The 22,297-nt window shown below is 51.6% G+C and carries 22 protein-coding genes; 16 read left to right on the forward strand and 6 right to left on the reverse strand.

The genetic code is table 11. The features are described from left to right. The first annotated feature begins 77 nt into the window (after nt 1-77). Together ACFSDB_RS11325 and ACFSDB_RS11330 are read left to right on the forward strand one after the other, a co-directional pair. On the forward strand, nt 78-2,117 hold the full coding sequence (locus ACFSDB_RS11325; RefSeq protein WP_204893197.1) for a GAF domain-containing protein: 2,040 nt from the start codon (nt 78-80) through the stop codon (nt 2,115-2,117). A gap of 93 nt (nt 2,118-2,210) precedes the next feature. After that, nucleotides 2,211-3,515 carry a DUF2254 domain-containing protein gene (locus ACFSDB_RS11330; protein ID WP_204893198.1) on the forward strand — a complete coding sequence of 435 codons (1,305 nt, stop codon included), beginning with the start codon at nt 2,211-2,213 and terminating at the stop codon, nt 3,513-3,515. 69 nt (nt 3,516-3,584) lie between these two features. Here ACFSDB_RS11330 and ACFSDB_RS11335 read toward each other — a convergent pair whose 3' ends face one another. Beyond that, the gene (locus ACFSDB_RS11335; RefSeq protein ID WP_204893280.1) at nt 3,585-4,511 is read right to left on the reverse strand and encodes an AEC family transporter; all 927 of its coding nucleotides are present in this window, start codon (nt 4,509-4,511) and stop codon (nt 3,585-3,587) included. A gap of 849 nt (nt 4,512-5,360) precedes the next feature. After that, the gene (locus ACFSDB_RS11340; RefSeq protein ID WP_204893199.1) at nt 5,361-6,233 is read right to left on the reverse strand and encodes a LysR family transcriptional regulator; all 873 of its coding nucleotides are present in this window, start codon (nt 6,231-6,233) and stop codon (nt 5,361-5,363) included. Between the two features lie 226 nt (nt 6,234-6,459). On the opposite strand from ACFSDB_RS11340, the gene ACFSDB_RS11345 reads away from it, so the two are divergent. The 4 genes from ACFSDB_RS11345 to ACFSDB_RS11360 all read left to right on the forward strand — a co-directional run bounded on the left by ACFSDB_RS11345 (nt 6,460) and on the right by ACFSDB_RS11360 (nt 10,222). Next, complete coding sequence (locus ACFSDB_RS11345; RefSeq protein WP_204893200.1) at nt 6,460-7,209, forward strand: TerC family protein; 750 nt, start codon at nt 6,460-6,462, stop codon at nt 7,207-7,209. A 66-nt stretch (nt 7,210-7,275) separates the two neighbouring features. Further along, nucleotides 7,276-8,025 carry a TerC family protein gene (locus ACFSDB_RS11350; protein ID WP_204893201.1) on the forward strand — a complete coding sequence of 250 codons (750 nt, stop codon included), beginning with the start codon at nt 7,276-7,278 and terminating at the stop codon, nt 8,023-8,025. A 106-nt stretch (nt 8,026-8,131) separates the two neighbouring features. Continuing rightward, nucleotides 8,132-9,334, forward strand: coding sequence for a cation:proton antiporter (locus tag ACFSDB_RS11355; RefSeq protein WP_377340149.1), 1,203 nt, complete (start codon nt 8,132-8,134; stop codon nt 9,332-9,334). Nucleotides 9,335-9,394: 60 nt separating this feature from the next. Beyond that, entirely contained in the window at nt 9,395-10,222 is an 828-nt protein-coding gene (locus tag ACFSDB_RS11360) for a hypothetical protein (protein ID WP_204893203.1), read from the forward strand. An 85-nt stretch (nt 10,223-10,307) separates the two neighbouring features. Here ACFSDB_RS11360 and ACFSDB_RS11365 read toward each other — a convergent pair whose 3' ends face one another. Both ACFSDB_RS11365 and ACFSDB_RS11370 read right to left on the reverse strand, forming a co-directional pair. After that, complete coding sequence (locus ACFSDB_RS11365; protein WP_204893204.1) at nt 10,308-11,123, reverse strand: GNAT family N-acetyltransferase; 816 nt, start codon at nt 11,121-11,123, stop codon at nt 10,308-10,310. A 571-nt stretch (nt 11,124-11,694) separates the two neighbouring features. Beyond that, nucleotides 11,695-12,174, reverse strand: a complete 480-nt coding sequence (locus ACFSDB_RS11370; RefSeq protein ID WP_204893205.1) for a DUF948 domain-containing protein — start codon at nt 12,172-12,174, stop codon at nt 11,695-11,697. A gap of 283 nt (nt 12,175-12,457) precedes the next feature. Here ACFSDB_RS11370 and ACFSDB_RS11375 point away from each other — a divergent pair, with 283 nt between their 5' ends. After that, the gene (locus tag ACFSDB_RS11375) at nt 12,458-14,389 is read left to right on the forward strand and encodes a fructose-1,6-bisphosphatase (protein WP_204893281.1); all 1,932 of its coding nucleotides are present in this window, start codon (nt 12,458-12,460) and stop codon (nt 14,387-14,389) included. A 43-nt stretch (nt 14,390-14,432) separates the two neighbouring features. On the opposite strand, the gene ACFSDB_RS11380 is transcribed toward ACFSDB_RS11375, so the two are convergent. Next, nucleotides 14,433-14,657, reverse strand: coding sequence for a hypothetical protein (locus ACFSDB_RS11380; RefSeq protein WP_204893206.1), 225 nt, complete (start codon nt 14,655-14,657; stop codon nt 14,433-14,435). Nucleotides 14,658-14,816: 159 nt separating this feature from the next. After that, nucleotides 14,817-15,086 (reverse strand): hypothetical protein, encoded by a 270-nt coding sequence (locus tag ACFSDB_RS11385; protein ID WP_204893207.1) that lies wholly within the window; start codon nt 15,084-15,086, stop codon nt 14,817-14,819. Nucleotides 15,087-15,423: 337 nt separating this feature from the next. On the opposite strand from ACFSDB_RS11385, the gene ACFSDB_RS11390 reads away from it, so the two are divergent. The 9 genes from ACFSDB_RS11390 to ACFSDB_RS11430 all read left to right on the forward strand — a co-directional run bounded on the left by ACFSDB_RS11390 (nt 15,424) and on the right by ACFSDB_RS11430 (nt 22,113). Continuing rightward, nucleotides 15,424-15,777: an ArsR/SmtB family transcription factor gene (locus ACFSDB_RS11390; protein WP_204893208.1), complete on the forward strand. Its 354-nt coding sequence runs from the start codon at nt 15,424-15,426 to the stop codon at nt 15,775-15,777. Nucleotides 15,778-15,844: 67 nt separating this feature from the next. Then, the gene (gene arsC / locus ACFSDB_RS11395) at nt 15,845-16,264 is read left to right on the forward strand and encodes an arsenate reductase (thioredoxin) (protein WP_204893209.1); all 420 of its coding nucleotides are present in this window, start codon (nt 15,845-15,847) and stop codon (nt 16,262-16,264) included. Between the two features lie 85 nt (nt 16,265-16,349). After that, the gene (gene arsD, locus ACFSDB_RS11400; RefSeq protein WP_204893210.1) at nt 16,350-16,709 is read left to right on the forward strand and encodes an arsenite efflux transporter metallochaperone ArsD; all 360 of its coding nucleotides are present in this window, start codon (nt 16,350-16,352) and stop codon (nt 16,707-16,709) included. Nucleotides 16,710-16,722: 13 nt separating this feature from the next. Continuing rightward, entirely contained in the window at nt 16,723-18,495 is a 1,773-nt protein-coding gene (gene arsA, locus ACFSDB_RS11405) for an arsenical pump-driving ATPase (RefSeq protein WP_204893211.1), read from the forward strand. 19 nt (nt 18,496-18,514) lie between these two features. Next, complete coding sequence (gene trxB, locus ACFSDB_RS11410; protein WP_204893212.1) at nt 18,515-19,483, forward strand: thioredoxin-disulfide reductase; 969 nt, start codon at nt 18,515-18,517, stop codon at nt 19,481-19,483. Next, nucleotides 19,480-19,908 carry a protein-tyrosine phosphatase family protein gene (locus ACFSDB_RS11415; RefSeq protein ID WP_204893213.1) on the forward strand — a complete coding sequence of 143 codons (429 nt, stop codon included), beginning with the start codon at nt 19,480-19,482 and terminating at the stop codon, nt 19,906-19,908. The genes trxB and ACFSDB_RS11415 overlap by 4 nt, the downstream gene beginning before the upstream one ends. Nucleotides 19,909-19,953: 45 nt before the next feature. Continuing rightward, complete coding sequence (locus ACFSDB_RS11420; protein WP_204893214.1) at nt 19,954-20,232, forward strand: iron-sulfur cluster biosynthesis family protein; 279 nt, start codon at nt 19,954-19,956, stop codon at nt 20,230-20,232. A 225-nt stretch (nt 20,233-20,457) separates the two neighbouring features. After that, nucleotides 20,458-21,375 (forward strand): DUF5996 family protein, encoded by a 918-nt coding sequence (locus tag ACFSDB_RS11425; RefSeq protein WP_204893215.1) that lies wholly within the window; start codon nt 20,458-20,460, stop codon nt 21,373-21,375. Between the two features lie 171 nt (nt 21,376-21,546). Next, the gene (locus tag ACFSDB_RS11430; protein WP_204893216.1) at nt 21,547-22,113 is read left to right on the forward strand and encodes an NADPH-dependent FMN reductase; all 567 of its coding nucleotides are present in this window, start codon (nt 21,547-21,549) and stop codon (nt 22,111-22,113) included. The last annotated feature ends 184 nt before the right edge of the window (nt 22,114-22,297 follow it).

Here is a 22,297-nt window from a genome sequence, read left to right on the forward strand (position 1 = left end):
AAATAAAAGGAGACAGGAATTTATTAGAAAAAGCATGCAGGCTTTTCTGCTCGGCCTGGTGATAGGAGACTGCGCGGATGATACAGGAACAAACAAGATATTCTAGGCTAGCCAATATAACAAAAGTCATCAATACGAAACTGGAGCTTCGCGAAGTGCTGCAGCATGTCACGCTGGCCATCTCGGAAGAAATTATGCAATGCAGTTCGGTCGGCATTTTCCTGCCTTACAAAGACGGGAAATACAAAGCGTTTGCCGGAAAGCCGGAAATTCAGAGCGGCCAGTCGCTGGACTCGCAGATTATCGACCCGAAAGTCGATCTGTTGGCACGCGAAGTGATTGAGACGAGAAAAACCATCTACATTCCGGACACGTCAAAAGACAGCCGGCCCGATACCGGACCGGTCAAGTCATTTGAGATCAAGTCGTTGTTGGCCCTGCCCATTTCATTTGAACAGGAGCTGTTCGGGCTCGTTTTCCTGTTTGACTACGGGACGCCGATGAATTTGACAGAATCGGAGATTCAGAGCGTCGAAGCCTATGTCAACATGGCGGCGGTGGCGATCCAAAATGCGAAAAACCTGAAGCAGAAGGAAAACCTCATCGCCCAGAAGCAATTGCTGCTCAATGTGACGCGGGACTTGTCGATGTGCTCGTCAATCGAGGAAAGTCTGGAAAAATGCTTCTACTATCTGGAAAAGATTTTGGAGACGAAAAACCTGGCGGCCCACTTGCTCGACCCGGTCGGAAAAAAAGAGATTCGGCTGACGAAGTTCGGCAAAGAATGCGAATGGGCGGAAGAGGAATGGGGTGTGCCGGAAGGGTGCTTGGAAACTTATGAAGGGCTGATCCAGCAGGTCATCCGCGAAAGGGAGATCCTGTTCATCCCGGATAAAGAACGGACGGACCTGCTCATGATTCCACTGGTTTCCCGTGGCCAGGTGCTGGGCGTTATTACCGCGGCCGGTTTGATCGGAGGAGCACCGAGCTATGAGGACTTCCAGATTCAGCTGGCGCAATCGATTGTCGATGCGACAGCACCGACTTTTTCGAATTTGATGTACATGGATGAGCTGGAAAGCATGGTGGATGAACGGACGAGCGAACTCGCCGCTGCCAACGAACGGGTGACCAGTGTCATTGAGAGCATCACCGACGGATTTTTTGCATTGAACAAAGAATGGCAGTTTATCTACGTCAACAAGCACCAGTATTTGCCGGAGGAAAAAAAGGCGAAAGAAGTATTGGGCAAAAGCTTCTGGGACATCTTCCCGGATACGGCCGGCACCATCATGCAGACGGAGTTCGAGCGCGCTATGGTGGACCGGATTCCGGTGCACTTTGAAATGCCTTCGATTTCCGAGGAGCATTGGCACGAAGTGGTCGCATACCCGTACGACGAAGGCATCTGCTGCCTGTTCAAAAACATTTCCGAGAAAAAGAAATACGAAAAAGAATTGAAAAGGCTGGCGAGTTTGGATTTGATCGGGCAAATGGCGGCCGGCATCAGCCACGAAATCCGGAATCCGATGACCACCGTTCGCGGGTTTCTCCAGATCCTGCAGCAAAAGGACGGGCTGGAAGAGCACAGCGAGCATTTCAAGCTGATGATCGACGAACTGGACCGGGCGAATTCCATCATCACGGAATTCCTTTCCGTGGGGAATACCCGGACATCGCCGCTGCAGATGCTCGATCTGAACTCCATCATCCATGACATCGCTCCGCTCATCAAAATCGATACGTTCAGCCAGGACAAGCTGATTGAATTCGAGACAGCGGATATTCCGGAACTGCTGCTGAACCGCAACGAAATCCGGCAATTGCTCATCAACCTGTACCGCAACGGTTTGGAATCGATGGAAGCAGGGAAGGTCCTGACCATCGGCACTTATACCGAAGGCGACCATTGTGTGGTGTTGGCCGTGAAGGACGAAGGGGAGGGCATCAAGCCTGAAGTGCTGGAAAAGCTCGGTACGCCGTTCTTTACGACAAAAGACAATGGCACCGGACTGGGCCTCGGCATCTGCTATGCCATCGCCGCCCGCCACAATGCTAAAATCGAAATCGACACCAGTCCGAAAGGTACGACATTTTTCATCAAGTTCTATACATGAGGCACGGCGCCGGATGGATAAAATCTTGAAAAAGCTGAAGGGGATTTTATTTTCAAGCGGCGCCGCATCGTTTCAGCGGAAGGAGGGACCGTTTTGTCTTCACTATCCTATTGGTTCAAAGAGAAATTCTGGGTCACGCCTGCAATTTACAGCATTCTAGCTGTGCTGCTGTCGGTCGGTTTTTTCTACGTCGACTTGCTGCTGGTTGAACGCTATAAGGACTTTATCCCGTCGATCCTCCTCACCAAAGTGGATTTGGCGAAAACGATCATGGGTACCTTGTCGGGCGCCCTGCTGACCATGAGCACGTTTACCTTTTCGACAATCCTGGTCGTATTGACGATGTATTCTTCCCAGTTCTCTCCGCGCGCATTGAAGAACTTTGTCCACGATCCGGTGACATGGCGCGTGCTCGGTGTTTTTCTGGGCGGGTTCATCTACAATACCTTGTCGCTGCTGTTCATGCGGGAGCATCTTTATACGCATGACGTGATTTCTACATTTGTCGGCATTTTGATCGCGTTTTTCTGCCTGGCGACATTCGCATTCTTTATCCATAAAATCGCGACGACGGTCCAGGTCGGGAAGCTCGTCGACGAACTGGTCAAAGACACAGAAGAAGTCATTGCCCGCAGCAAGAAGCTGGAGGAAAAAGAAGCGGACGCTCCTGCACCGGGCTCATGGGCTCCCACCGGCATCAAACAGGAGATCAAAGGGGAACGGGACGGGTACCTGCAGTTTGTCTCGCTCGAAAAGGTCAAGCAGTATGCCAAAAAGCACGAGCTCGAAATCGAGATCCTGGTTTCCGTCGGCGATTATATTTACGAAGGCATGCCGATCATGAACGTGTATTCGAAGGAGCAAACGGACTTTTCGTTGAAAGAGTTCTACGCTATCGGAAGCGAGCGGCTGTCGGGGCAGGACATTCCTTACGCACTGCAAAAACTGGTCGAAATCGCGCTCCGCGCCATCTCGCCGGGAATCAACGACCCGAACACCGCAAACGACATCCTCCTGCGTACCGGCAGTCTGCTCGGGAAGATCGGATCCATCCGGACCGGGACGCTGATCCTTGCGGACAAAGAAGGAACGCAGCTGGTCAAATACCAGTTCCCATCCTATCAATCGATTTTGTACAGCGTGTTCTTCCAGCTGTCGCATTACGGAAAAGAGGATATCTCCGTACTGTATTCCATGACGGATTCTTTGAAGGTGGCGGCTAAAATCGCTCCACAACACCAGCACGAAACCATCTGGAACATGCAGCTGTATGTCCTTGAAGTACTGGAAGGGCAGAAGTTGAAATCGTTCGACCACCAAGCGCTCCAGAACAAAATTGACGAACTTGCAGCGGCGACGAATCAGCGCTCCATCGTGCTCGATTCTTTCGAAGCATAAGTTCCACGTGGAACATAAAAAAGCTCCAGCCCTGCAGGCAATGCCGCAGGGCTGGAGCTTTTTTGTCCGTTAGGGGAAAAGTAATTTCGCCGAATAAACGACTACAGTGACCGTCACGATGCTGAAAACGGTCGACATCAACACCGCCTGTGCAGCATAATCGGGATGGTTTCCGTATTCCAGCGCAAAAAGCGAGCTGTTGCGGGAAGTCGGAAACGAACTTGCGATAAAGAGAGCCTGGGCCGTCGTGCCTTCGAGGCTCAGTGCTGTAATCACCAGGATGGCGATGGCCGGAGACACTACCAGCCGGCCGAGGATGCTGAGCGTAAGCGGCAAGGAAAACCGGATCAGTTTGAGGGAAGCGCTTTGTGCGCCGAGCGTGACCAAGGCGACGGCTAAAAAGGCATCGGCCGTATTATCGATGGGCGTCCAGATGGATTGGGGGATATCGACCGACAGCAAGTGGAGAAGCAAACCGGCCACGAACGCATAAATCACCGGATTTCGCAGAAACACTTTCATCGCCTGCAGTCCGCGGTTGTTGACAGAGACGGAATTATACAGGCCGTATGTATAAGTCAACAGGTTCTGAAAAATCATGACGATGATCTGAATCGACAGCCCAAGGGGGTTCTGTTGGAACACCAGCTGGCTCACCGGCAAGCCGAAATTGCCGGAATTGATGAGCACGACGCTGTTCTTGAACGTCGCAGACAAGCCGGGTTCGAACTTGGCCGCCCGGGAAATGGCGGTGCTCACGAGCATGAGCGCAGCGCTTTGGACGACCAGGAAACTCAGGACATGGAGGAGCGTATCGGCGCTCATAGAGCTTTCATACACATTGACGAAGCTCAAAGCGGGCATCAGGAGATAGGTGTTCAGCTTGGCGAGCGTCGTCAGGTCCAGCGCATATTTAAGGTGAAGAACCGCTCCTGCCCCGATCAGCAGGAATACCGGCAAAATGACGTTGAGGATAATGAGGGACAGTACATCCATAAGGGCCAACTCCAATTCGGTAAAAGGCAGCAGGATGGTACCTGCTGTTCCTCCCATCATAGAACAAGCCGCTTCCGGGGTGAAATAGCAATTTTGCATGTCCGGCCATGCCGAAAGCGAATGGCATCAAAAAGAACGCGGGCTCCAACAGAAGCTCGCGTTCTTTCATACGGTAGACAAGATTTGATTTGAATGAACAGAGATGTATAAGCCCGGCCGGGCTGGCCACTTCGCTTTCCGTGGGCTCGGCTTCAGCCGCTTCCCTTGCTCCTGCGATTACTCGTCGCAAATTGAAAAACATTCGCTTCGCTCAGTCCAGGGTCTTCAGCTCGAGTCGCTTCGCTGCTCCCACAGGAGTCTCGTGGCCAACTCGTTCGGGAGCGTCACCTGTATCTAAAATATGAGGTGAAGATATTACTTCTACTTTGACTTGCTAGGAACAAGCCGCTGACTTCAGGATCCGAAACGGAAGGCGGCGAGCAAGTTGGCCGAAGGCAGTTCGGCCGACTTGTTTGCGACGAAGCAGCGAAGCGATGCAACGCCCTTTCATGTCTCGAAGCTAGCGCAGCGATGCAGAGACAGGAGCACCGGTTTTCCCAGTGGGATAGCGAAGTGTCGAAATCCACTCGGACGCTAGTCAATGCTTGACCGAAGCTTGCGAGGGCAAGTATTTGCGACGAGCTTGCGCAGGAGCACAAGTCCTTTGTTAGTTCGGCGCGAGCCCGCGGAAAGCGTCCGCCTGAAGTGGAGGATCCGGTATTTTTTCATTTCATGTATAATTATAAAATTTAAAACTCATTTATTTTTTCTACAAGCTTAAATGCAAACTTATCACTAGCCTGCGTTCTTTTATAATTGATTCTTGAAATCCAGCTCGCCGACGAAATGGACAAATTCTTTGACGGCGCGGGATTCCAGGGAATCTTCCCGGTAGAAAAGCCACGTCCGCCGGACCAGGGGGTCGCCGTTTCCGTCAATCAGCGGGATGAGATGGAGGCCGGGAGCATTTTCAGCGAGGACGCCCGGCAGGATGCCGTACCCTAAGCCGTTTTGCACCATTTCCTTGCACGTGTCGGCTTTATCAACTTCCATTCCGATCCGCGGTGCCTGCGAGAAGGTGCCCGTCCACCAATTGTCGATCATCGTCTTCAGCAAAGCATCTGTCTCGTACTCGATCCGCGGGAGGCGGGGAAGTTCATCCAGTTCGATCGCCTCCTTGGAAGCGATGCACAAATTCTCTTCAAACAATAAAAGCTTCGGCCCGACCCATTGGTAGTCGCCGCGGACGATTCCGACCTGGACTTCCTGGTTATAAGTGAGATGGAAGACGTCGCGGCTCCAGCCGGTTGTCACTTTGAAATTCACTTTCGGGAAGCGGTCCTGGAACAACTTCAGCAGGAGCGGCAGCTTATGGCGGGTGATGAAATTCGAAACCCCGAGCCGGAGCGTACCGGCAGCCTCCTGATCCATATTCTGCACATGGTCTTTGATGTGGTGGAGGCGCTCAAGCATCTCATCTGCGCAGCGGGCCAAATATTCCCCTTCCGGAGTGAAGCGGATGCCTTTGGTTCCGCGCTGTAGAAGAGGGCGCTCGTATTCCTTCTCGATCTGCTGAATCCTTTTCGTCAAGGAAGGTTGCGACAAGTACAAGCTTTCGGCCGCCTTGGTAATATTCTTTTTTTCATAAAGCGTCTTTAAAATGAGCCAGTCGCGTTCGTTCATTGCTTTTCCTCCAGTACCTGAGTAGCGGTGCGGCAAATGCCTATAGCAAAACCTTACCACAGAAAGGAACGGGAAGCCGCAGCCTTACCCCGAAAAAGTGCTGGATTCCATCCGTTCAAATTAGGTATTTCCGCAGATTCTTAGTATATTAAGAGGGAAATCAACAGAACCGGATCTTGCCGGGAAAATATAGGGGATTCCGTGCAATCGGCTGGGAGGAAGAATGATGGAAGCGATCTTGCTGGAATATGCCTGGGTGCTGCTGGTCCTTGTGGGGCTTGAAGGGGTTTTGGCTGCAGACAATGCGGTAGTGATGGCTGTCATGGTCAAGCATTTGCCGAAAGACCAAAAGAAAAAAGCCTTGTTCTACGGGTTGGCGGCTGCGTTTGTCTTCCGGTTTGCCGCACTTTTCATGATCACGCTGTTGGTCAATATCTGGCAGATTCAGGCGCTCGGGGCCGCGTATTTGCTTTTCATCTCGATGAAACACATTCTGGACGGCAATAATACAGTTGAGGAAATCCGCCGGGGCGGATCAGAGAAGGGATCGGGCTTTTGGGTCACGGTGCTGAAAATCGAATTGGCGGACATTGCCTTTGCCGTCGATTCGATGCTCGCTGCCGTCGCGCTGGCTGTAACGTTACCGCCTGTCGGCGATTTCCAAATCGGCGGCATCAACGGCGGACCGTTTTTGGTCATGCTCGCCGGCGGGCTGATCGGGGTGGTGCTGATGCGGTTTGCGGCGCATAAATTCGTCCAGCTGCTGGAGAAATACCCCCATCTGGAGACGACCGCCTTTATCGTCGTCGGCTGGGTAGGCGTCAAGCTCCTCGTGATGACGCTCTCGCATGAAAAAATCCACGTGCTGCCGCATGAATTTCCGCATTCCTTGGAATGGTCAATCGCTTTTTGGGGAGTGCTGATCGCCATCATCGTCACAGGAGCTGCCATCGGATTGAAAAAGAACCGGCAGTAGGACAAGCTGTGGAGCAGCGAAACGGTTCGGATAGAGGCTGGAAACAATCTGCAGGGAGGGAGAGCGATGGATACAGTCTTGCTGGAATATTTATGGGTTCTGCTGGTGCTGATCGGACTGGAAGGCATCCTCGCTGCAGACAACGCGGTGGTGATGGCGGTAATGGTCGACCACTTGCCGAAACATCAAAAGAAAAAAGCCTTGTTCTATGGCTTGGCCGCCGCTTTCGTTTTCCGGTTTGCCGCACTTTTCGTCATTACGCTGCTGGTGGATCTCTGGCAGATCCAAGCATTCGGAGCAGTGTTTGTCCTATTTGTCGCTTTTAGAAACCTTTTTGCCAAAAAACGCAGAGCGAGAGGCCGCAACAAAGCAAAACCGGCGAAGGGCTCGGGTTTTTGGGTCACGGTGCTGAAAATCGAATTGGCCGACATCGCTTTTGCCGTCGATTCGATGTTGGCTGCTTTTGCGCTCGCCTTAACGCTGCCGCCGGTCGGAGATGTTCATCTGGGCGGCCTAAATGGCGCACAGTTTTTAGTCATGCTTGTCGGTGGGTTGACCGGAGTGGTGCTGCTGCGCTTTGCGGCGCATAAATTTGTCGGGCTGTTGGAGAAGTCCCCCTATCTGGAGACCACCGCTTTTGTGATTGTGGGTTGGGTGGGAGTGAAATACGTGGTGATGACACTCTCACATGAGGAAATCCAAGTGCTCCCGCATGTCTTTCCGCATTCCCTGGAATGGACGCTCGTTTTCTGGGGAGGGATGCTGATCTTCGCGTTTACCGGTGTGTTTATCGGTTGGAGGCGGAACCGCCTCTGAAAGAATGGGGAAGCGCATGGGTCTATTTGATCACTTAGACGTTTACAAACGCAAAAGAAAGGAATAGGGGGAGTATAGAACAGTTTGAAAAGAGGCGTTTGTATTGATGACCCACCAAATACTTATTCTTTTGCTTATCGGCTACATCATCTACACTGTGGACCTGAAGAAAAAGTTCTTTCCGGTCCCCGTTATCTTGGTCGTGATCGGGTTGGCGCTATCGTTTGTCCCTTATTTTTCTGAGGTCCACATTTCAAAGGATATGGTTTTCGAGCTGTTCCTGCCCGCGCTCCTATTTACAGCGGCTTACCAATTTCCATTGAAGCAGCTGAAAGAGAACTGGGGCATCATAGCTGTCCTCAGCACACTCGGTTTAATCGTGACAGCGGTGCTGCTGGGAGCTTCCATCTACTGGATCAGCGGATTTTTTGTATCCCTTTCTTTTACCGGCGCCTTGTTGCTGGCCGCCATTCTGATCCCTACAGACCCGGTGTCTGTCACCTCCATCCTGAAAGAAAGCACCGGTGCAGAACAGATCGCTGACGTGGTGGAAGGGGAATCGATGGTGAATGATGGGACCAGCATCGTGCTGTTTACCGTTTTCCTGGCGATGTTCCAGACCGGTAACGGATTTTCCGTCGGGAAGTTTTTGGGTGAATTCCTGCTGGTGTCCGCTGGCGGAGTGGCAATCGGCCTCCTATTTGGCTGGATATTGAGCAAGATCGTCCACATCACGCACCATAAGGAATACCAGGTGATGCTGAGCATCGCCGTCGCTTATGGCGGCTTCTATATTGCCGAAGCCGTCGGTGTATCGGGCGTATTGGCTACGGTCGTGACCGGCATTATGCTGTCTTATGAAATCGAAAAAACAAAGGAAGACCATAATATCCGGGAATACTTGGACGGCTTCTGGGACATCATCACCCCGACGCTCTTGTCGGTCTTGTTCCTCCTGATCGGCATCCAGGCGGCAGGCTACCTGGCGTTTCCGGAGTGGGGCTTCGCAGCAGCCATTTTCGTCCTGTCCCTTGCAGCCCGCTTCGTCATGCTCGGCGGTTTCATCTATGCCGTCCCCGCCTGGCGCAATGAATTCCAGAACGACTTCTCGACCATTTCGCTGATCACCTGGTCCGGCATCAAGGGGTCCATGTCCGTGGCGCTTCTTCTTTGGCTGGAGGAGGCGGCATCCGGCAAAGACCAATTGCTGGTCTCGCTGTCGTTTGCAGTGATTGTGATTTCGCTGATCGTACAGAGCACCGGCATCTATCCATTGACCAAGCTATTGGCAAAAAAGGACGGCAACTAGAATCGGTCTTCCTTGGAATGGAACATGTACCGCTCAAAAAGCCGAAGGGAGGGAATCCCGATGATCGCAAGGAAAACCATGGCTTCTGCCACATTCTTGATCGCCTTCATGGCCGTGATCACTTCTTGGGGCGGCTTGTTCCTTGATGGCCTTTACCGGGATAATGCACTCGTTGTCGCGGCTTGGCAGGGAAATGACATCGTCACCTTGTTCATCGTGGTGCCGCTGCTCCTCGCTTCGCTGGCCTTTTCGCTGCGCGGCTCAAAGAGAGCGCGGCTGTTCTGGATGGGTTCGCTGTGGTATATGGCTTATAACTACATGTTCTACCTTTTCGGCGCGGCCTTCAACGAATTTTTCCTGCTCTATGCCGCGCTGCTCGTGCTATCCATCTATGCATTGATTTTTGCTTTGATCCAAACCGATGCACTTGAATTCAGCCGAAGCTTCGATGAAAAGCTTCCGTATAAACCGGTCAGCGCATTCATGCTGTTTTTCGCCATCCTGCTTGGGGGCATGTGGATCGGCCTGTCACTGCTTTTCGTGTTCACCGACGAGATGCATGAAAGCATCTCGCAAACCGGCCACCCGACCGCCGTTGTGTTTGGGGTTGATCTTTCGCTGCTGATTCCTTCTTTAGTCATCAGCGGCATCCTGTTATGGCGCAAGAAAGTATGGGGGCCGATATTAAGTGCCGTGGTATTAATCAAAGCTACGGCCTACGGATTGGCCTTGATCAATATGACGGTGATCAGCTACCGGGATACGGGGGCGGTGGATCCGTTTCTATCGTTGTGGATTGCACTGACAATAGGGTGTGCCGTTTCGCTGATTTTCTTAGTGCGGAATATTGGGTCTGGTTCCAAAAAAGCGGGCAGCGGCACGGCCTGAAAGCTTCACACCAATAAAAAAGGGAGCCTGCAAATGGATGCAGGGCTCCCCGTACTTCGATTTCGAAGCGAAAGCTTCTTTACGTTCAAAAGCTGTAATAATCTTGAGCATGCATCACTTGAAAACCGACAGCTTCATAAAGGCGCAGCGCATGAGCATTCTTGGTTTCCACTTCCAAGTGGACGGAATGGCCTTTTTCGCTTTCGGTTTTGACCACGTGCTGCAGGACTTTGCGTCCGATCCCTTTCCCTTGGTGTTCAGGAAGAATCGAAAACCCGTAGATCCATGTTTGGCCCGCATCACGCGCCAAGCGGATCTTGCCGATGGTTTCCCCGTCCACATCGATCATCAGCATATCCGTGTCTTCGTCTTGATCGATCCGGCTTTCCGATGCTTGCGCATCTTCAGCCGGCAGGTTGAACGCCTCCACATCAAGCCGTACGCGCATCTTTAAATCAGCTGTCGCCGCTTTGCGCAGCGTGAAGCCGGTTAGGGCATCGAGCGGCTGAGGCTGCCACTGCATCTGATGTTCCGAGAATTTATAAATTGCACCTTGCTCCTTCAGGAATGCTTTCGCTGCAGCAGAACTTGCCGGAGCGTTCAACAGGATGGTCTTGAAGCCGGTTTGCTTAACTGCTGCCATCGCATCGGCAAACAGCCGGGTGAAATGGCCTTTCCGGCGTTCGCTCGGCTTCACCATCCCTGTGGCTTCAACAGTAGAGCCGAATGGATACAGGCCTAAAAATGAGATCAGTTCATCTTTTTCATAGTGGAAAAAATCGAGCCGGTCCGAGGTACGGGAGCGAAGCATATCCCAGTTCAGCTTCAGTTCCAATCCATCGTAGGCCTCCACTTCTTTTTGCAATTTCTCAATATCACCAAGCTGGCTGGTTGTTAGCATATGTATCTCCTTCGTTTTTTGAATATTCACCAATTAAAAGTTTCCCATATTCCATTTTGCGAAGCAAGCACATGTTTTGCGTCTTATCGGGATACGGTGAATTAATGAAGGATGGTTGATATGCCGCTTCGGCGCTTTGGGCATGGCTTTCGCAATGAGCCGGGAAGGACATCCGTCTCATAGCTACGCCTAGCCCGTGGACGCGCCGGCGCTGGTACAGTTCTTTAAAAGTTGATACCTTGCTTATTTAGTAGTGCTATCCAAGATATGCAGCAAAACAGCGGAGAAAACCGTACTGCTCCTGCAGCGCTACGCGCTTCGTCGCAAAGTACCGGACAAATGCTGTTTGGCCGATACTTGCCTGCGGGATAGCGAGACGGCTGAGACCCCGCAAGTCGCGTTAGCGACTGAGGAGGCTTAGACGCGAGCCCGCGGCAAGCGCAGCTGTTTTGCGGAATATCGTCTACTACCGATCTCTACTTCACCGTATCCCGATAAATTGAACTAGTGGAGAGTAAAAAATCCATTCAAAAAGGCAGCCTGCGCGGCTGCCTTTTTTGGATATGATCGTTTAATAGCGATGTCTTTCCTCGGGTACGGATGTTGAATAGTACGCAGCTTCGCGTTTTTCGGGATTCTTCCGGTTTTTCGCCAAATCGAGCAACCCGAACGCCGTGTTGGTCCATTGGTTGACCTGGGCGGTTTTGCTTCTGTCGCGGTCGACTCGTGAGGCAATTCCGCTCGTGATGGCATGGACCGATGCGTTCAAGTCGACGACCGAGTTCTTGGTGCCTTTTGCGGCATCAAGAAAAACGGTGACTTTCTCGGTTTTCTGCTGCATGTCTTCCTTCAATTCGTTTGTATGGTGCTGCAAGCTGGTCGTTTCCAGTTTGAGCTTGTCCATCCGGTCTTTCAGATTGTCTGCAGAGCCCTTGATCTTTTTCATCGGCTCTTTCATGCCCTTGATGAACAGGAAAACGCCGATTCCGGCTACAATTAGCGCCAATACAACGATAGCGAGTGCTATGTAAAGCCACATTGTTGAATCCATTTTGTTTCCTCCTTCGGTTGGTTGACGTGTTGGTATGCTATACCCGTTATGGGGCTTTGATTAACATCATCTGTCCCGGTAAAGTACAACGTTTCCGCCTTTACATAAGAAAGGCAGACTTTCCATATACCTGGATGCGCTTCGGTTGTTATACTTAAGCGGAAGGCAATTATGGTTTTAGCAGCATCCCCGAAGCGGAGCACAACGAATATTGATCGGTTCACCTATATAAGCAATACATACAGATGTACAGAGAATAAGTTTTGGAGGAGGAGCCCGGATGTTGAATTTGAATTACTTGGATTTATTGGCACAGAAATACGATAGTGAAGAAAAAGTGGCGACAGAAATCATCAATCTGGAAGCGATATTGGATCTGCCGAAAGGGACGGAGCATTTTGTCAGCGATCTGCACGGCGAGTATCAGGCATTCCAGCATGTGCTGCGCAACGGGTCGGGAAATGTGAAAGTGAAAATCAGGGATCTTTTCCAGGATGAAATGGAAGAAAAAGAGCTCAATGAATTTGCGACGCTGGTGTATTATCCGGAGGAAAAACTGCAGATGATCAAGAGCCATTTCAGCAGCAAGAAGGAATTGCAGGAATGGTATATCGAAGTGATCGAACGGATGCTGAAGCTGATTTCTTATGCGTCCTCGAAATACACGCGCTCCAAAATCCGCAAAGCCCTGCCCAAGCAATTTGTCTACATCATCGAAGAATTGCTGTACAAGACGGACGAGTTCAAGAACAAGAAGGATTATTACGGGAAAATGCTTGAACAGATCATTTCCTTGGGACAGGCGGACAAGCTGATCATCGGGTTGGCGTATACGACGCAGCGGCTGGTCGTGGACCATCTTCATGTTGTCGGTGATATTTACGATCGGGGCCCGGATCCGCATAAGATCGTCGATACGCTGATCGACTACCATTCGGTCGACATCCAGTGGGGGAACCACGATGTCCTTTGGCTGGGTGCTTTTGCGGGCTCCAAAGTGTGCCTGGCGAATATCGTCCGCATTTGTGCGCGCTACAATAACCTCGACATTATCGAAGATGTCTATGGCATCAACCTGCGCCCGCTTTTGAACCTGGCGGAGAAATACTATGATGACAACCCGGCGTTCCGGCCGAAGCGCATTGCCGATGAACAATTGACCGAGCAGGAGCAGCTGCAGATCACCAAGATCCACCAGGCCATCTCCATCATCCAGTTCAAGCTGGAGAGCCCGATCATCAAACGGCGCCCGTGCTTCGATATGGCGGACCGCCTGCTTTTGGAGAAAGCCGATTATGCCAACAACGAAGTCACGCTCAACGGCAAGACGTACGCACTGGAAAATACGTGTTTTGCGACGGTCAATCCGGAGAAGCCGGAAGAATTGCTGGAAGAGGAGCAGCAAGTGATGGATAAATTGCTGTTCTCGATCCAGCATTCCGAAAAGCTGGCGCGGCATATGAACTTCCTCATGAAAAAAGGAAGCCTTTATTTGAAATACAACGGCAACCTCCTGATCCATGGCTGCATTCCGCTGGACGAGGAAGGCAATATGGAAAGCATGGAGATCGAAGGAAAGACCTATGCAGGGCGTGAACTGCTGGATGTTTTCGAGCATTATCTCCGCTATGCATTCGCACACCCGGAAGAGACGGATGATTTCGCGACCGATATGGTCTGGTACCTATGGACAGGGGAAAAATCGTCCCTCTTCGGCAAACGGGAAATGACCACGTTCGAGCGGTATTTCATCAAGGAAAAAGAGACGCATAAGGAACGGAAGAATCCGTACTATTACTTGCGCGAAGACGAAGACGTGTGCCGCAAAATGCTCGCTGAATTCGATTTGAATCCGGATCATGGCCGCATCATCAACGGCCATACGCCGGTGAAGGAGATCGACGGGGAAAACCCGATCAAAGCGAACGGCAAGATGCTGGTCATCGACGGCGGGTTTTCAAAGGCCTACCAGTCGACGACCGGGATTGCCGGCTACACGCTCCTGTACAATTCCTACGGCATGCAGCTTGTGGCCCATCAGCTTTTCAATTCAAAAGAGGATGTGCTCAGCAAAGAAACCGACGTCTTGTCAGTCAAACGCCTGGTGGATGAGGAACTGGAGCGGAAGAAGGTGCGGGAGACGAATATCGGCGAATCCCTGCTTCGGGAAATCGCAAGTTTAAGAAGTTTGAGGGAACATCGGTATATGGAATAGCTTTCCATAAAAAAACCCCCTGACCGCATCAGGGGGAAGAAGGTTATTGGAGGCGGAGCTGCTCATGGACAGCATGGGCGGCTTCGGCTACTGAGGCAAAGCATTCGACTTCGCCTGTCGTCAAATAAGTCAATTCAAGTGTACTTGTGCTGGGGACGCATCTCACGCTGACCCAATCGATATCTTGCCGGGTAAAAACTTGGGTGATTTTTACGTAATTGAACCGGCATACGGTTTCCAATAGCTTTTCAATACTTTGTAACTTCATCGTAGATTCCTCCTTCCCTTGACTGGAAATTGACTAAGTAAAGTCAGGAAGAATCCACTGATGCTGTAAGTCTTAACCTTAAAACACGTTCAGTTGTATAAGAATTTTATTTCAAAAAGCGGCATACAATGGAGCAGCAAAATGAATATCGGCAATAAATCAGAAGGGAAGAGCTTGGCTTTTCCCTTCTATTGTTTTATTGGGAATAGCGGGCTGGATTTGCCGCAGGATGGTTTCCGCAGCTTCCTTCACCGAGTCGTGAAGTTCTATTTTTTGCTCCTGCAAATAAGTGAGTTCTAAAGTAGATGTTGATGGGATGCACCGGACACTGATCCAGTCAATGGGACCCCGAGTAAAAACCTGGGTGATCCTCACCGTGTTGTATTCACAAACAGTTGTTAAAAGAGTTTCAATGCTTTCCAATTTCATGCGAATCCCTCTTTTCCGTGACTGGAAATTGACTAAGAAAAGTCTCGAAGAATCCAAAGTTTATTACAATCCCCAACATACCATACAACCGGGTATGTCGCAAACGACGCGGGTTAGGCGGAACGGTGGCGAGCAGCGCATTCCCCAGGCGCGCCCCTCTTGCTGGAGGCTTCGCAAGGGTAAAAGCGGGAAAGCCACTTTTCACTTGAAGGATTTAAGCAGAACGCTGCTTGAACATATAAGCATATGCTGATATGCTGTTGTTATATCCAAAAACACTAAAAGCGTCTTTCAATAAATGCAAAACCCATATGGATGAAAGCGAGGTAAAAAAGAGATGGAAGTGAAAACGAAGGAAATCGAAATTGAAAAAGCCAGCATCGTCCTGAAATTGCTGGGGGACAAAACCCGGTTAGCGATGATGAAGCTGCTTGAGAAAAATGAGTGCTGTGTCTGCGAGTTTGTGGAAATCTTCGGCATCACCCAGTCAGCGATCAGCCAGCATTTGCGGAAACTGCGCGATGTCGGGCTGGTGAAGGAAAACCGGAAGGGCCAGTGGATTTTCTATTCCTTGAACAAAAACAGCGATATGTATGAAATGGTGCTGCATATCCTGGAATTCATCCCGAACCAGGACGAGCGGATCCGCGAGCTTGAGAAGCAGGGCCTGCGGATCAGCTGCGGCTCGTAAGGGTTTCAATACAGCGCATTTTTAACTATACAAACGATCAATCGAACCGGAAAAGGAGTTTTAGATTATGACGAAAAAAACATTGTATTTCCTATGCACAGGCAACTCATGCCGCAGCCAGATGGCGGAAGGCTGGGGGAAAGAAATTCTTGGAGACGAGTGGCAAGTGCTGAGTGCCGGCATTGAAGCACATGGGTTGAACCCGAACGCGGTCAAAGCGATGAACGAAGTGGGCATCGACATCTCCAACCAGACATCGGATGTCATCGACACCGGCATCTTGAACAATGCGGACTTTGTCGTAACCCTTTGCGGCGACGCAGCGGACAAATGCCCGATGACGCCGCCTCACGTCAAGCGCGACCACTGGGGCTTTACAGACCCGGCGAAAGCGCAAGGCACGGAAGAGGAAAAGTGGTCCGTCTTCCAGAACGTCCGCGATGAAATCGGTGCACGCATCCGCCAGTTCGCAGAAACAGGCAAGTAATAAAAGAGCCGTGATCTGGTATCGCGGCTTTTTTTCTCAAATGAACATTCTTATATTCTACTATTGTAATGGAGGAGAATTTATCATGAAAAAAGTAGAAATCTTTGATCCGGCGATGTGCTGCTCTACTGGCGTCTGCGGACCCGTTGTAGACCCGGAGTTGACCCGCATTGCTTCTGCTGTTTATTCGCTTGAAAAGAAAGGCTTCACGATCACGCGCTATAACCTGACCAATGACCCGGGGGCGTTTGTCGAAAACGGGACCGTCCACCAAGCGTTGGCAGAAAAGGGGCCGGAAGCGCTTCCTGTGGTCCTGGTCGATGGAGAAATCGTGAAGATGGCGGAGTATCCGACAAATGAAGAGCTGGCGGAATGGTTCGGAACAACGCCGGCCGAATTGCAGGAAAAACCGCGGGTACGTGTGTCCGTCAATTTTGGCAACTAAAGGAGAGACCCATATGTATTCATTGTTCAATCCGAAAAAGATGCCCCTGACACCGTTTCTGTTCTTCACCGGCAAAGGCGGAGTCGGGAAGACTTCGACGGCTTGTGCCACGGCGGTCGCTTTGGCTGATCAAGGAAAAAAAGTGCTGCTGGTCAGCACTGACCCGGCCTCCAACCTGCAGGATGTGCTGGAAGTCGGCTTGACGAACGAGCCGATGGCTATTCCAAGCGTTGCCAATCTTTCAGCATGCAACATCGATCCCGAAGAATCGGCGCGGGCTTACAAGGAAAACGTGGTTGGCCCGTACCGCGGCAAACTGCCGGAGGCGGTCTTGGCCACCATGGAAGAGCAGTTGTCCGGCGCCTGTACGGTAGAAATTGCCGCCTTTGATGAATTCTCGCATTTGCTGGCGGATGAAACCATCTTAGAGCAATTCGATCATGTTTTGTTTGATACGGCACCGACCGGCCACACGCTGCGGCTGCTGCAGCTGCCGACGGCATGGAGCGGATTCCTGGAAGAAAGCACGCACGGCGCTTCTTGCCTCGGGCCGCTCTCAGGCTTGGAAGGGAAAAAAGAGATGTACGCAAAAGCGGTCGCCTCCCTTTCCGACCGGGAAAAGACGGCGCTGCTGCTGATTGCGCGCCCCGACAATTCGTCATTGCTTGAAGCGGAGCGCGCTTCGGCCGAATTGAAAGAAATCGGCATCCGCAACCAATTGCTGATTGTGAACGGACTGCTGCAGACGCACCAGCCGGAAGATGCGGTATCGGCCGCATTCTACAGCCGCCAGCGGCAAGCGCTGCAAGAAACGCCAGAAGCCTTGAAACAGGTCATGACGTTTGCGCTGCCGTTTGTTTCCTATTCTCTGACTGGCGTGGAGAACTTGCGCCACCTGTTCAGCTCGTACGCCATGACGAATTTCGAAGTGGAAGATGCCAGCGAAGAAGCATTGGCCCTTCCGGGGTTGAATCAAGTGATTGAAGATTTCTCTGAAAAGAATATGCGGGTCATCTTCACAATGGGCAAAGGCGGCGTCGGCAAAACCTCGATTGCCTCAGCCATTGCGGTGGGCTTGTCCGAAAAAGGGCATCGTGTCCATTTGACTACGACGGATCCGGCTGCGCATCTGGCCTATACGTTTGCAGGAAGCGAGGCGCGCGATAATTTGTCCATCAGCAGCATCAATCCCCAAATCGAAGTCGCACGGTACAAACAAACCGTTCTTGCCAATGCCGGGAATGGGCTGAGCGAAGAAGAGCTGGCCTATCTCCAGGAAGACCTGGAATCGCCGTGTACGGAAGAAATCGCCCTGTTCCAAGCGTTTGCAGCGGTGGTTGAGAAATCGGAGAACGAGATTGTCGTAATTGACACGGCGCCGACCGGCCATACGCTGCTGCTGCTGGATTCGACCGAAGCCTACCATAAAGAGATGAGCCGTTCGGCCGGTGACGTGCCGGAAAGCGTGAAAAAACTCCTGCCGCGCCTGCGCAATCCGCAGGAAACCGCTGTGGTCATTGTGACGCTGGCGGAAGCGACGCCTGTACTCGAAGCGGCACGGCTGCAGGAGGACTTGAAGCGCGCCCAGATCGAACCGGAATGGTGGGTCATTAACCAAAGCCTGTACGCTACGGACACGGCAGATCCGATATTACGCGGCCGGGCGAATTCCGAGAAGAAATGGATCAAGAAAGTTAACGATGAACTGGCTCCAAAATGCGCCGTGATCCCATGGCTGCAGGAAGAAAAAATCGGCTATACCCAGTTGAAAGAATTCATCCTATAATCCGTTGGAGGGGAGCAGCATGCATAAAGTAGTCATCCTGGGAACCGGCCCTGCCGGTCTCACAGCAGCGATTTACTTGGCAAGAGCGAACATGAATCCACTGATTATTGAAGGGAACGAGCCGGGCGGCCAGTTGACGCTGACGACCGAAGTCGAGAACTTTCCCGGCTTCACCGACGGCATTCTAGGCCCGGAATTGATCGGCAATATGCGCAAGCAGGCTGAACGCTTCGGTGCGGTTTTCAAAAGCGGCTGGGTCACTTCAGTCGATACTTCGCAAAGCCCATTCCTTTTGCAGGTCAATGGCATAGGTGAAGTGGCGGCAGAAGCGCTTATCTTGTCCACCGGCGCTTCCGCCAAACTTTTGCAGATTCCCGGCGAAGCCGAGAACATCGGCACCGGTGTCAGCACGTGTGCAACATGCGATGGTTTTTTCTACCGCGGCAAAAAAATCGTCATTGTGGGAGGTGGGGATTCAGCGATGGAAGAAGCAAGCTTCCTGACGAAGTTTGCAACAGAAGTCGTTATTGTCCATCGCCGGAACGAATTGCGGGCTTCCAAAATCATGCAGGACCGGGCCCGCCAAAACGAAAAGATTTCATGGAAACTGAACCGCATGCCGGTTGAAGTGGTCAGCGACGGCATGAAAGTGACCGGGTTGAAAGTACGCAACGGCGAAACAGGGGAAGAAGAGATCATCGAAACAGACGGCATTTTCGTGGCGATTGGCCATACTCCGAATACGGCTTTCCTGGACGGACAGATTGAGACGGATGAAACGGGCTATATCCAGGTGGTGCCTGGCACTACTGAAACAAACATCCCGGGCATCTTTGCCTGCGGCGATGTGCAGGACAAGCGCTACCGCCAAGCGATTACGGCGGCAGGGTCCGGCTGCATGGCCGCGATGGATACCGAGCGCTACCTGGAAGGCCAGGAAATCATCGACTGGAGCCAGACATTATCAGAAAAGGCGGGACCGAAATGACCAAAAACTATCAAGAACTCGTAAAAGACCGCATTTTCATCGGCGGGGCAGCAGATGCCAAGGATGCAGTCGAAACGGAACAGGTTGACCTAGTAGTCGATTTGCGCGCCGAAGCGGCCGAAGACGATTACGGATATGAACGCATCCACAGCCCGATTGTTGACGATTCCGAAGAACATCAGGATGAATCGGTCAAGAAAGCGATTGAAGAGGTCGTCGATGCCTACAACGATGGCAAGAAAGTTTATTTCCATTGTGCAGGAGGGAGCAACCGCACCGGCACTGTGGCCATCGGCACACTCCTAGCGCTGGGAAAAGCCGGAAGCATCGGGGAAGCGGAAGCCCAGGCAACCGCCGTGCGCCCTAAAATCAGCGTAAAACCGCAAATGAAAGAGTCGCTGCAGCGGATTTTTCCGAACGCCTGACACAAAAATAAAATAAACTTTCACCCAAAAGGAGAGACAGATTCCATGAAAATCACAGATGAAGCAAAACAATACATCCAAACGATCCTCGAAGAGCATAACGCCGAAAGCCTGCGCATCTATGCGACAGCCGGCTGCTGCGGACCGTCGATCGGCTTGTCGCTTGATGCACCGGAAGCAGCGGATGAAGTGGCGGACGTCAACGGAATCCGCACAGCGATTGCCCCGGATGCAAAAGAGGCTGCCGAAAGCCTGACGCTGGATTTCGAGACGCAAGGCGAGCAGTCCGGCCTTGTAATAGTCGGAGCGCCGGCCGGCTGCTAAACAAAGTAAACACTCTATGAATTCAGGATCCAAAGCCCGCAGAGAAAAGCATCGCTTTCTCTGCGGGCTTTTTGAGTTTTATTGACAAATTAGGCTCGTAAAAAGGAATTCGGGCCGGCATATCGAATACTCAGTGGACAGGCAAGAAAAGGAAAGACTTGGTCATCGTAATGCTGGAAACCGCTGGATTCGGACAGTAAAAAGGCGTTGTAAAAGAGGGGATGGATGAAGATGGACGTGATCAGGCATTCGGAATGGGCAGAAACCAAATTCACCTTGCATTTGATCTCGCAGATTCTCGGGAAAATAAAACTGGAAACCGCACAGCAGGAACCGCAATGGGCGCATGTGGCACTCGCCGTTACCCCGGATGGCTTCTCTACCGGACTGTTGTTTTGGAAAGGGAATGTCTTTCAGCTTGATCTGGATATCCGAAACAGCCGGATCCTCGTGCACGCCGATGGGGAGGTTGAAGCGTTTCAATTGGCAGCTTCCAAATCCATCAAGGATTACTATGATGAAGTGTTCGGATCGCTTACTTCCCGCGGCATCGGCGTCGCCATCAACCCAAAGCCGCAGGAGATGGCTTATCAAAAGGGCCTGGACGAAGACCATACACCGTTGGCATTCGACCAGCCGGCGGCAATGAGAGGGCTGCGGCTTTTTCATTTTGCCCTTCAGGAACAGCAGAAATTCCTCGCGCCGCTGCGCTGTAGGAAAATGTTGCCGGCCCTTTTCTGGGGAACGTTCGATGTATCGATGCTCCTCATCAAAAGCAGAATGGAGCCGTTCCCGGAAGACAAAGTAATCGAAAAAGCGGCGTTTGACGAACCCATGATTGAATACGGGTTCTGGCTCGGCGACGGCAATGTGGATGTGCCGTCCTTTTTCGTCCTGCCTTACCCGTTTATCTACAAGGACTTGAATGGCCCTTCGGTGAAGCCCGCGCAGGCCTATTATGACCAGTCGCTCAGCGAGTACTTTTTGGACCTGGAAAGCGCCGCTGCGTCGAATGGCACCGGCAAAGCCGTACAGGAATTTTTCCGTTCCACGTTTGCTGTTTTAGCGCAGGAACTCCAGTGGGAAAACACCTCCCATTTCTTCATTCCGTTGAAAATGAAAAAAACGGAAGGACAAGGCTAAAAAGGCCGATAAAGTTCTCGGCCGTGCTGCATGAGATTCTTCTTTTTGTTAATTTATAAGAATATTCGGTATTTAATTTGAAATCGAGGGATATTTCTCTTATGATGAAAGTGCATCAAGGAGTGAAAGTTCACCGGTATAGACAATCACAAATTGAGGAGGACGATATCGATGACGAAGATTGGCATTATTACAGGAAGCACACGGCCGGGGCGCAAAAGCCCGCAGGTGGCGGAATGGGTCAAAGGCATAGCGGACAAGCGCGGGGATGCGGAATACGAAATCGTGGATCTGGCGGAATTCAATCTGCCGATGTACGCCGAACCGATTTCCGCTGCCTATAGCCAGGACTACCAGACGCCGGAAGCGATTCCATGGTCGAAGAAAGTTGCCGAGCTGGATGGCTATGTCTTTATTTGCCCTGAATACAATAGAGGAGTGACGTCAGCGCTGAAAAATGCCATCGACTATTTGTATATCGAGTGGAACAATAAAGCGGCCGGCATCGTGAGCTACGGCTCGGCAGGCGGGGTCCGGGCAGCTGAATCCTTGCGCATCATCTTGGCAGAGCTGCAGGTGGCTTCCGTGCGCGCCCATCCGGCGATGTCGCTGTTCACGGATTTTGTCAAAATGAAGGAGTTCAAGCCGGCGGAGGTCCATGAAAAGTCCGTAACAGCGATGCTCGATCAGGTCGTTGCCTGGACGAACGCTCTCGAGCCGATGCGGAATAAAGGATAAATACCAGAGGACAAGGGGTTGCCTATGGTGCCTTGAAAATAAGTAGCGGCCGGGGGAAAGCAGGTTCCCGGACGCTTTTCTTTTGCTTCGGGTGAGATGCCGAGTCGTATCGATTGTTTCCCGGAAGCCGAAGCGATAGTCTTATAGGCATACATACCCCGAGGGGTTTAAAAGAAAGGAGGAA

This window comes from Planococcus chinensis, assembly GCF_042681545.1.
In the GTDB taxonomy this organism is placed as follows: Bacteria; Bacillota; Bacilli; order Bacillales_A; family Planococcaceae; genus Planococcus; species Planococcus chinensis.

Bases quoted from the DNA above. Each gene is read 5' to 3' on its own strand.
- arsD (WP_204893210.1), top strand. From the start codon at position 16,350: ATGAAAAAAGTAGAAATCTTTGATCCGGCGATGTGCTGCTCTACTGGC.
- trxB (WP_204893212.1), top strand. From the start codon at position 18,515: ATGCATAAAGTAGTCATCCTGGGAACCGGCCCTGCCGGTCTCACAGCA.
- ACFSDB_RS11350 (WP_204893201.1), top strand. From the start codon at position 7,276: ATGGATACAGTCTTGCTGGAATATTTATGGGTTCTGCTGGTGCTGATC.
- ACFSDB_RS11345 (WP_204893200.1), top strand. From the start codon at position 6,460: ATGGAAGCGATCTTGCTGGAATATGCCTGGGTGCTGCTGGTCCTTGTG.
- ACFSDB_RS11325 (WP_204893197.1), top strand. From the start codon at position 78: ATGATACAGGAACAAACAAGATATTCTAGGCTAGCCAATATAACAAAA.
- ACFSDB_RS11425 (WP_204893215.1), top strand. From the start codon at position 20,458: ATGAAGATGGACGTGATCAGGCATTCGGAATGGGCAGAAACCAAATTC.
- ACFSDB_RS11380 (WP_204893206.1), bottom strand. From the start codon at position 14,657: ATGAAGTTACAAAGTATTGAAAAGCTATTGGAAACCGTATGCCGGTTC.
- ACFSDB_RS11360 (WP_204893203.1), top strand. From the start codon at position 9,395: ATGATCGCAAGGAAAACCATGGCTTCTGCCACATTCTTGATCGCCTTC.
- ACFSDB_RS11430 (WP_204893216.1), top strand. From the start codon at position 21,547: ATGACGAAGATTGGCATTATTACAGGAAGCACACGGCCGGGGCGCAAA.
- ACFSDB_RS11385 (WP_204893207.1), bottom strand. From the start codon at position 15,086: ATGAAATTGGAAAGCATTGAAACTCTTTTAACAACTGTTTGTGAATAC.
- ACFSDB_RS11340 (WP_204893199.1), bottom strand. From the start codon at position 6,233: ATGAACGAACGCGACTGGCTCATTTTAAAGACGCTTTATGAAAAAAAG.
- ACFSDB_RS11415 (WP_204893213.1), top strand. From the start codon at position 19,480: ATGACCAAAAACTATCAAGAACTCGTAAAAGACCGCATTTTCATCGGC.
- ACFSDB_RS11390 (WP_204893208.1), top strand. From the start codon at position 15,424: ATGGAAGTGAAAACGAAGGAAATCGAAATTGAAAAAGCCAGCATCGTC.
- ACFSDB_RS11365 (WP_204893204.1), bottom strand. From the start codon at position 11,123: ATGCTAACAACCAGCCAGCTTGGTGATATTGAGAAATTGCAAAAAGAA.
- ACFSDB_RS11335 (WP_204893280.1), bottom strand. From the start codon at position 4,511: ATGGATGTACTGTCCCTCATTATCCTCAACGTCATTTTGCCGGTATTC.
- arsA (WP_204893211.1), top strand. From the start codon at position 16,723: ATGTATTCATTGTTCAATCCGAAAAAGATGCCCCTGACACCGTTTCTG.
- ACFSDB_RS11370 (WP_204893205.1), bottom strand. From the start codon at position 12,174: ATGGATTCAACAATGTGGCTTTACATAGCACTCGCTATCGTTGTATTG.
- arsC (WP_204893209.1), top strand. From the start codon at position 15,845: ATGACGAAAAAAACATTGTATTTCCTATGCACAGGCAACTCATGCCGC.
- ACFSDB_RS11355 (WP_377340149.1), top strand. From the start codon at position 8,132: ATGACCCACCAAATACTTATTCTTTTGCTTATCGGCTACATCATCTAC.
- ACFSDB_RS11420 (WP_204893214.1), top strand. From the start codon at position 19,954: ATGAAAATCACAGATGAAGCAAAACAATACATCCAAACGATCCTCGAA.